General features: G+C 65.6%; 10 protein-coding genes. 6 read left to right on the top strand and 4 right to left on the bottom strand.

The features are described 5' to 3' along the window. Positions 1 to 231 (bottom strand): transposase (locus B141_RS0128325; RefSeq protein ID WP_020578565.1); only part of this gene is annotated, 231 nt, incomplete at its 3' end. 85 nt (positions 232 to 316) lie between these two features. On the opposite strand from B141_RS0128325, the gene B141_RS0128320 reads away from it, so the two are divergent. Continuing rightward, entirely contained in the window at positions 317 to 667 is a 351-nt protein-coding gene (locus tag B141_RS0128320) for a hypothetical protein (protein ID WP_020578564.1), read from the top strand. Beyond that, positions 660 to 1607: a phosphotransferase family protein gene (locus tag B141_RS47960; RefSeq protein WP_084678577.1), complete on the top strand. Its 948-nt coding sequence runs from the start codon at positions 660 to 662 to the stop codon at positions 1605 to 1607. The genes B141_RS0128320 and B141_RS47960 overlap by 8 nt, the downstream gene beginning before the upstream one ends. A 66-nt stretch (positions 1608 to 1673) precedes the next feature. Here B141_RS47960 and B141_RS46260 read toward each other — a convergent pair whose 3' ends face one another. Together B141_RS46260 and B141_RS0128300 are read right to left on the bottom strand one after the other, a co-directional pair. After that, positions 1674 to 2132, bottom strand: a complete 459-nt coding sequence (locus tag B141_RS46260; protein ID WP_020578561.1) for a ribonuclease FAU-1 family protein — start codon at positions 2130 to 2132, stop codon at positions 1674 to 1676. A gap of 460 nt (positions 2133 to 2592) precedes the next feature. Next, complete coding sequence (locus B141_RS0128300) at positions 2593 to 3264, bottom strand: DNA alkylation repair protein (protein WP_020578560.1); 672 nt, start codon at positions 3262 to 3264, stop codon at positions 2593 to 2595. Between the two features lie 176 nt (positions 3265 to 3440). Here B141_RS0128300 and B141_RS0128295 point away from each other — a divergent pair, with 176 nt between their 5' ends. The 4 genes from B141_RS0128295 to B141_RS43280 all read left to right on the top strand — a co-directional run bounded on the left by B141_RS0128295 (position 3441) and on the right by B141_RS43280 (position 7133). Beyond that, positions 3441 to 4220 (top strand): class I SAM-dependent methyltransferase, encoded by a 780-nt coding sequence (locus tag B141_RS0128295; RefSeq protein ID WP_020578559.1) that lies wholly within the window; start codon positions 3441 to 3443, stop codon positions 4218 to 4220. Between the two features lie 918 nt (positions 4221 to 5138). Beyond that, entirely contained in the window at positions 5139 to 5636 is a 498-nt protein-coding gene (locus tag B141_RS0128285; protein ID WP_020578557.1) for a GNAT family N-acetyltransferase, read from the top strand. Positions 5637 to 5782: 146 nt separating this feature from the next. Beyond that, complete coding sequence (locus B141_RS0128280; RefSeq protein WP_020578556.1) at positions 5783 to 6385, top strand: ArsR/SmtB family transcription factor; 603 nt, start codon at positions 5783 to 5785, stop codon at positions 6383 to 6385. Positions 6386 to 6434: 49 nt separating this feature from the next. Continuing rightward, the gene (locus B141_RS43280; protein ID WP_020578555.1) at positions 6435 to 7133 is read left to right on the top strand and encodes an SRPBCC family protein; all 699 of its coding nucleotides are present in this window, start codon (positions 6435 to 6437) and stop codon (positions 7131 to 7133) included. A 298-nt stretch (positions 7134 to 7431) separates the two neighbouring features. On the opposite strand, the gene B141_RS0128270 is transcribed toward B141_RS43280, so the two are convergent. Continuing rightward, positions 7432 to 8433 carry an aldo/keto reductase gene (locus tag B141_RS0128270; protein ID WP_040422569.1) on the bottom strand — a complete coding sequence of 334 codons (1002 nt, stop codon included), beginning with the start codon at positions 8431 to 8433 and terminating at the stop codon, positions 7432 to 7434. Between the last annotated feature and the right edge of the window lie 80 nt (positions 8434 to 8513).

Below are 8513 nucleotides of genomic sequence, written 5' to 3'. Positions count from 1 at the left end.
CTTCAGCCGCTTGATCTCCGTGTTCTCCTCACTGCTGACACCCGGCCGCTGCCCGGCATCGATCTCGGACTGCCGGACCCACTTCCGCAGGGTTTCCGCCGACCCGATCCCCAACTTCGAAGCGATCGACTTGATCGCCTCGAACTCAGATCCATAGTCATCCCTGTGCTCAGCGACCATCCGCACCGCGCGCTCACGCAGCTCAACAGGATACGAAGACGAACGTGCCATGAGAGTCATCCTTCCAAGGAATGAGCTCTCCGGACACTCCGGGGCGATTCAGTTCGGAACTGGTCCAGGATCGGAATTCGGCGGGATGTGGTACATCCACAACTACGTACTGATGCAGCTTGCACACCGCTACGCCGACGAGTTGCTGCTGTGGGACGGTTGGGGTGCCGTGAGCTTGCCGGGCGGGCCCGACGACGCCACGCTGGACCTCGTCGACGACATCGCCAACCTGCTGATCGCGGTCGAGTCCGCCGCTTCACCTGCGGAAGCGAGTCTGCTGGATGCCGTGTTGCGCAAGCGGTACGACGATGACGAGCGGCTGCACCCTGGCACGTCCGTGACGCAGTATTCCCCGTACGGCGGTCCGCCAATGACCGTGCCGATCGCGCAGGGCCCAGCGCACCATCCGATTCGTGGGGGGTCTCTTGATGGGTGATGGCAAGCTGACGGAGGTCCAACTTTCTGCGGGTCGTGTCATCTCTCGACGCTTTGGCGAGCTTGCAGACGTTTGGCCGCACTTGACGTGGGGCGAATCAGTCGTGGTCGGCGCTCGACTCACGAACGACGAGGAAGTCGTTCTGAAAGCGAGTGGAGAGCATTCGGTCGCCGCAGAGGCCAACACACTCCGGATGGCCGCTGATGCCGGGGCTCTGGTACCACCCATCTTGGCTGAGGGCGAAGATGAGCATCTTCCCGGTGGCCATTGGATGATTCTCCGCAAGGCTCGAGGGCAGCCTTGGGCGCTGCCAGACCGCACAGCGGACGCCTCTCCTCGCACACAGGACGATGTTGGGCGGGTGTTCTCGCTGCTTCATGCTCGGGAGCTACCTGGCCGTGGTCCGCTTACCAAGAATGGCGAGGGCAGTTACGTACGATGGTCCGACTGGCTCCGCGAGTCGCTGGACCCTTGGTTGCGATTCCTGCAGTCGGGCGGACACTATGACCGCGGGCTTATCCTACGAGTGAGCCGCCTCTTCTCCAGCCGAGCAGCGATGCTGGACGAGAGGCCCGGTGTTCTTGTCCACGGTGACCTGGGAAACATGGAGATCTTTGTCGACGAGAGCGATCGGGTTGTTGACATCGTGGACTTCGGGAAATCCGCTGTCGGCGACCCGGTTTTCGATTTCGTTCGTTTCTGCGGCGGCGGTCCAATCGATGATCCGCGCCCGGACGCGCTCCTTCCGAGAGTACGGCGGTCCTACGTGGCTCACGGTGGTGTCGAGCCGGAGAACTGGGACGAACTGTTTTGGATCTACAGCGTCTTCAATGCCGTTGACAACTCGGCGTGGAGTATTCGCGAGGACTTTCCCTGGCTCCCGGGCCTTCAGAAGAAGGTCTCCTATCTGCTGGACCTTATCGAAGGTGGCCTGGAGTAACCCGGATGATCCCTCTCTGGACCGTCGTCGCTCGCCGGTGCAGGTCGTTGGGGTCGCGCGCTGGGGTCAGCCCGCCGGGGTCGGCCAGGTCGTTGCGTTCACAGGCAGGGTGGGTAGTTGCCAGTGCGCCTCTCGCCGCCAGGACCGCCAGCGTTCATCGAATGGCCCGGTCCGCTGGTCGAGCAGCGCGAGCACTTGCTCACGTGCCTGCTGCACTTGATGGTGTTCGTCATCGGTGATGATGCCGAGCTGGCGGGCCTGTGTGTACTCGCCTTCGTCCTTCCACCGATAGGACGTGTCTGGCTCGATGACCAGATCTAACATGAGGTCGAAGGTGTCGATCCCGATCGGGGTGCGCTGGAAGGGACGCTCAAAGTTGACGTACCACATCACCAGGTCGCCAGGGTCACGGAAGAAGAGGTCGACACTGAAGTAGGCGCCGGGTACCAGGAGAGTCAGCTTGGTGTTGGTCTCCCAGGTCCAGGCGGCCAGCTCCCACTTCCCGGCGGCCAGGTTAGGTAGCACGAGATTGCGAACGGTCTCCTCCCTCCGAGACGAGGAAAGGGCTGGCTGATGAGTGGGAGCGAGCCTCTCCACCCCAGGCCAGAGGGCTAGTGCGAGGAGATCGCTGCTATCACTCACGACTCGGAACGGTGTAGCCGTCCACACCTTGCCGCGGAAGATGTCACGACGCACGGCCGTGCTTCCCGCCGCGAACGTCATGTCTGTGTGCCTCATGGCGAGCCACCCTAGCGATGCGATAGCAACGGCCATCTGAAGTCGAGGGATGTTGTCGGTGGTCGCCGGTAGTGTTCGGGCAGGGAGCTTGAGGTGCTCGACGACCACGAGCCTGGCCACTCATGACCCAAGTGGCCTGAGGGCCTTCTGCCTGAGATGGACTTCAACTCGTCATCCCCTCATGGCCCGTTCGTATCGGGTGCCGCGTTCTGAGGGAGTAGCGGCACGAGCGTGAGCGCGAGCCTTCCTACTTTTCCTGCTGTCGGCGCACCATCGCGGTGATCCAGATGGGCACGAACGGAGACGTGCAGCCCGGGGGAGTCGGGTAGTCCTTGAGCACTTCCAGGCGCTCACCGATGTCGATTGCACGGGCGCGGTGCTCGGCGTGCTCGATCCCGATATGACCCAGGCACTCGTTCATCGCCCACTGCAGGCGATCCGGGGCGTCTTTCATCTCCGCCTCGATGACGTCGAGCAGTCCTGCGAGGTCGAGGCCCTCGGGCTTCTTCGTCACGCGTTCGGTGGTCAGCGCCCAGCCGGCACTCGCGACCACTGGATCCGGATCGGCGAACCAGGCCAGGCGCAGTTCTTCGGAGTGCGGGTTCTTCTTCACCACATAGTTCACGAGCCAGTCCTGCACCTTGGGTGTGCGCGCCTTGCGCAACATGACGTCCAACTCGTCACGTTCGAACGCCTTCGGGCGGCAGATCAGGATCGCCACCAGTCTCGCCGCGGTGTCACCCGTCTCCCAGAGCTGGCACGCGAGTTCCTGCTGCGTCTTCAGCCGCTTCGCGAGCGCGCGCAGCTTGCTGAGGTTCACACCGTGATCGTCACCGTGTCTCTCGTTCACCTCGCGTATCTTCGGGTCCTCGAGCTTGGTCAGCTCGGCCATCACCTCGGCCACCATCGTCTCGGCCACCTCTGCCTCCTGTCCATCACGTGCGAGATTCAGCCTACGACGGAGTCATACGGGCGACGTTGCGGGATCTCATGGCTAACACGCGACGTCGGACCCCGGAGGGAGGTCTCAAAACCGAAGGTCCACTGAGGTGAATCCGATTGAGTTGACGTGAGACGTGACAGTACATTCCAGCGATGCGAGAAGGACAGAGCTACGAAGACCTGGTGTCCGAGGCCCTCGCGGCGCCGTTCACTGGCTGGGACTTCAGCTTCGTCGAAGATCGCCTGCGCGGCGGCGATCTTCCCTGGTGCTACGACGACATGGCCAGTGCCGAGATCTCGGAATCAACCCGGCTGCTCGATCTGGACACCGGCGGCGGTGAGACGCTGGCCGGTGTGCTGGCATCGATGCTGGTGTCCGGTCGTCGTCCGGCACACGTCGTCGCCACCGAGTCGTGGCTACCTAACGTCCCCCTCGCTCGTGAACGCCTCGAACGGCTTGGCATCGCCGTACGACAGAGCACCTCAGGGTCGCCGCTGCCGGCCGACGACGCGGAGTTTGACCTCGTACTCAACCGGCACGGCGGATGTCCCCCGACCGAGCTACGCCGGGTCCTCGCGCCGGGCGGGGTCTACCTGACCCAGGGCGTGGGCCGACGCAACGACATCGAATTCAACACCGCACTCGGTGGACCCCCACCCCGATATTCCGAGACCGCCACGCTTGATCATGCGGTCACCACACTGGAGCACCACGGTTTCGAGATCGCCGAGGCTGAGGAGGTGTTCGTCGAAGTCGGCTTCCGCGACATAGGAGCGGTCGTCTTCCATCTCAGTGCCGTGTCGTGGCAGGTACCTGGATTCGATGTGACGACGTACGACGGTCCGCTGCGAGAGCTCGATGCCCGGATTCGCAGGGAGGGACCGTTCGTCGTACGAAATCACCGCTTCATGGTCAAAGCGATTCGGCGCTGAACTCACCTGGGACTCCTCGTGCCCACGCGATCGGTTGTCTGAGGGGTCTATCGGCGGACTGGTCGAGGACGGCCGTTCATGTGTCCGTCACGTCATCTCGGGTCGCCTTGGCCGGCAATGGTTGCTGGCGTTGCTGTGCTTCGTTGCTGTACGGACCCCTGCCTTGCAAAGAACCTCGCAGGCTCCCGCTCGGCTGAGCGCAAATCGTCGCCGCCACCGGGTCTGCGCGTTCTGACGCCATTGACCGCAGGGACCATGATCGGCCCTGGCTTGGGGCACGCGGAGGGCACGTCGTGGCTTCGCGGTTCGAACCACAGCGGACAGAAGACGACCGCTCACCTCGAGCAGCTCGAGCACGTCCGACGGCGTTGCGTCCTCCAGAGCGCGGGAGAAGAAGCTCACCTGGTGTGTCCGTGTCTTGCTGACGAGCTGGATCGCGTACGCCGGCAGGCAGTGCGCGGTGTGATCGGCGGTGAACCGGCAGGTCCACTCCAGGGGACCGGCCGTTGTCTGCCAGTTGTGGCTCGTTCCTGATCGCAGTGCGGCGACGGCGCTGCCGACTGCCCGATCGAGATGATCGGCTGACTCCATGGTCACTCCTCGATCGATGCGTTCGGCCCATCCCCCGACCTGGAGGCCAACTAGCTCGGCCAGACATTTGCTGGCCAGGAAAGGGCCGCCCCGCGTGGCTCGTCTGTTGTTACGGCCTCGACTGTCCCCGAGCGCACGATCCTGATTGGCCCCATGCTCGGGGACGCGGAGGTGTGAGCGACCAGGCTGCCCCGTTCGTCCTCGCAACCAGCCAGATTGACGGCCGGAGTGGCGGCCGGAGACTGGCGTGCGTGGATGAGGCGTGCACTTTACGACCCCTCGGTTATTGGCTGGCGCTGTCGGATTCTTGGTTTGTAGCGTGCCGGGATGCTGGTTCGGGACTGCACCGCTGATGACGTGGAGGCGTTGGAGCAGACATCGCCGACGGGTCCGAACCGTCACCATGCGCTGAAGGTGGAGCGGCAACGGATGGGTGAGTGCACCTACCTGGTGGCATGGGATGGTGGCGTTCCGCTCGGGCACGGCGAGGTTCTCTGGCAGGGGTGCAAGAGCGCGGAGGTCCGGGACGCGTACCCGGGCTGCCCGGAGATCAACGGCCTGCTCGTCTACTGCGCCGAGATGCGGGGCAGAGGCATCGGCTCGGCGCTTATCCGCACCGCCGAGGACCGTGCCCGGGATCGTGGCTTCAAGTGGATCGGCGTCGGCGCAGGTGACGACAATCCCCGCGCCATGGCGTTGTACGAGAGGCTCGGCTACAGCGCAGGCATCCGCTATGTCGACGTGTGGAGCTACAAGGACGATGCCGAGGTCAGGCACGTCGTCGAGGACCCGTGCACGTTTCTTGTGAAGGACCTACCCGGATAGCGCCGGGCCCTGTGCTGTCCGCTCGGCAAGCCCGAGGACGGCGCCCCGGCTACCGCCCTTGCGGGCGGCCCTAGGTCGTGCACACCACCAGGGACCCGCGGGCCGGCTAATTGACAAACTGATTTTTCTAGTGGCACCGTGAGGCCATGACCAAGGGACTTGACGTCCTGCGCGGGGCCGACTTGCGTGGGGCGCTGTCACCGCTGCGCAGGCGGATCCTCGCCGAGGTGCGAGAGCCCGCGTCAGCGACCGTGGTGGCCGCCCAGATCGGCGAGAGCCGGCAGCGGGTCAACTACCACCTGCGCGAACTCGAGAAGGCCGGGCTCGTCGAACTGGTCGAGACCCGGCAGCGGCGGGGACGCACCGAGCGGGTGGTACGCGCCACGGCGCGGACCGTGGTGGTCGCCCCGGAGGTCCTTGGCGACCTCCCGACCGACGACCAGGACCAGTTCGCCGCCGAGACCCTGCTCGCGACAACCGCCCGCACGTTCCGCGAGGTCGCCGCGATGCGCGACCAGGCCAGCGATGCTGGCAAGCGACTGGTGACCTTCACGATCACGGCCGACGTCGGGTTCTCCGAACCGGCCGACATCGCGCGGTTCGCCGAAGATCTCGCGGCGCGTGTCGCCGACCTGGCGGCCGCGTACGACGCACCACGGGCGCGCCGGCGGTACCGCGTCATCATCGGCGGCCACCCCGCGGCCAACCCGACCGAGCAACCTGACCCGAACCCCACTGGGCGCACCTGACCCGAACCCACCGACATACCCGAGTCGAAGTCACCTAAGGAGGTACCTGATGAACACCAGTAGCCCGAAAGGCGACACCAAGCGACCGATCCTCGAGTTGGTGGTCAACGCGTCACAGGGCGAGGTCTGGCGGGCGGTGAGCACCGCCGAAGCCCTACGTGAGTGGTTCGGCTACGACTACGACGACCGACACGGTGGCCGTCCGGAGCGTCCCGCCGCCGGGCTCGATGACGAGGTACGCGCCTTCGTGGAAGACTCGACGCTCTTCCCGCCCGGACGCATCGTGTTCGACGACGACACCGAACTCACCCTCACCGCCGACGGACCGCGCACCATCGTGCGCCTCGTGGTACCCGAGGTCGCGGACGCGACATGGGAGGAGCTGTACGAGGGCGTCGCAGAGGGCTGGCGCTTCTACCTGGAACAGCTGCGCTTCTGGCTGGAGGCGGCACCCGAGGGCGCTCGCCGCACCGTCTACCTGGCCGGCGAGGCGACGGGACCAGAGGTGATCGCGCTGGTCGGTCCGGGCACTCCGTGGTACGAGGCCAGCGTGGTCACCCGCGACGGCTGGCTGGTTTCCGTCGGCGCCGATCCGAACGCTGTGGAGCCCGCCCAGGTCAACGTGATCGTCTCCACCTACGGTCTCGATGACACTGCTTTCGCCGCTGTCCGGGAGGGCTGGGCGACCCGGTGGCGCACCGCGGTCAAGAACCCCGAGGTCATCACCGTGGAACGCACGACGAGCTAGCGCAGCTTCGCGGCGTTGGCTGATCAACGGCGGCGGAATCGGACGTCCCAGGCGCGGAGTGTCCGATTCCGGGATACGGCGGCCGCGCTCGGCCAACGGCGAACCCCCAGGTCAGAAAGTTGGCTCTGACGGCGTGGCGGCTTCCGGCTTCGGAGACTCCAGCAATGCCGTGACCTCATCTGGCGTTGGGCAGTACCCGTTTCGGTAGCAGGCCCGCCAAGGCCTGTAGCCACGGTCGTAGCCGGCGCGCATAGCGGGATCTTGGGGATTGAGGCCGGCGAACAGCACCTGCGGCGTCTCAGCCGTGCCAACCTGCGATCCGTTCCATCATCTGGTACGGATAGTTCGGCGTCAGCGGCGCGCTGACTTCGGTGAGCCGGGTAGTCGCCTTCTCGTCAAGGTGCAGCGCGGCTGCGGCGAGCGACTCGCGCAACTGCGCGACGGTACGCGCGCCAACGATCGGCGCTGTGACGCCCGGACGGTCGGCGACCCACGCGAGTGCCGCCTGGCCGGGCGTCACCCCGTGCGTGTGGGCGACGTCGCGGAGCACGTCGATGACTGACCACACCTCCTCGGTGTTCCTCCGGTGCCACGCCTCACTCGTCGATTCTCCGGCTTGGGCGACACGTGTGCCGGCCGGTGGCTGCTGGTCGCGCTGGTACTTCCCGGTGAGCCACCCCTGCGCCAGCGGGCCATACAACAACGTGCCCAGGCCGGCGTCCACACCAGCCGGAAGGACCTCCCACTCGACCGCCCGGGCCAGCAGGCTGTATTGGATCTGCTGGGAGACCAGAGGCGGGCCGCCCTGCTCTCCCAGTAGCCGCGCGAGCTTGGCGACCTGCCACCCGGCAAAGTTGCTGACGCCGACGTAGCGGGCCTTGCCCGCGGTGACGATCTCGGCGAGAAACTCTACGATCTCGTCGACCCGGTGCTGGTCGTCTGGACCGTGCAGCTGGTAGAGATCGACGTGATCGACGCCGAGCCGGGAGAGGCTGGCGTCGATCGCGGTGCGCAGGTACGTCGGCGTCAGGCTCGCGCCGGGATATCCGAAGCGGCCTTTGGTCGCGAGCAGTACGCGCTCGCGCACGCCGGGCCGGGCACTCAGCCACCGGCCAACGATGCGCTCCGACGCGCCGCTCCCGTAGTTGTCGGCGGTATCGATCAGAGTGCCACCCGCATCGACGTACACGTCGAGCACCTCGTGGCTCGCCGCCTCGTCCGTGTCACCACCGAACGTCATCGCCCCCAGCGCGAACCGGGACACGGCCGGACCCGAACTGCCTAGCTGACGAGTCTCCATCTGCACACCCTTTCCGTCGTCGCCGCGATACTGGCAGTTAGAGTGCGCTCGAAGTCAAGGCCGAACCCGTACCGGGGCAG

This window comes from Actinopolymorpha alba DSM 45243, from assembly GCF_000373925.1.
Lineage (GTDB): Bacteria > Actinomycetota > Actinomycetes > Propionibacteriales > Actinopolymorphaceae > Actinopolymorpha > Actinopolymorpha alba.
This window is presented reverse-complemented; position numbering and strand designations above follow the sequence as displayed.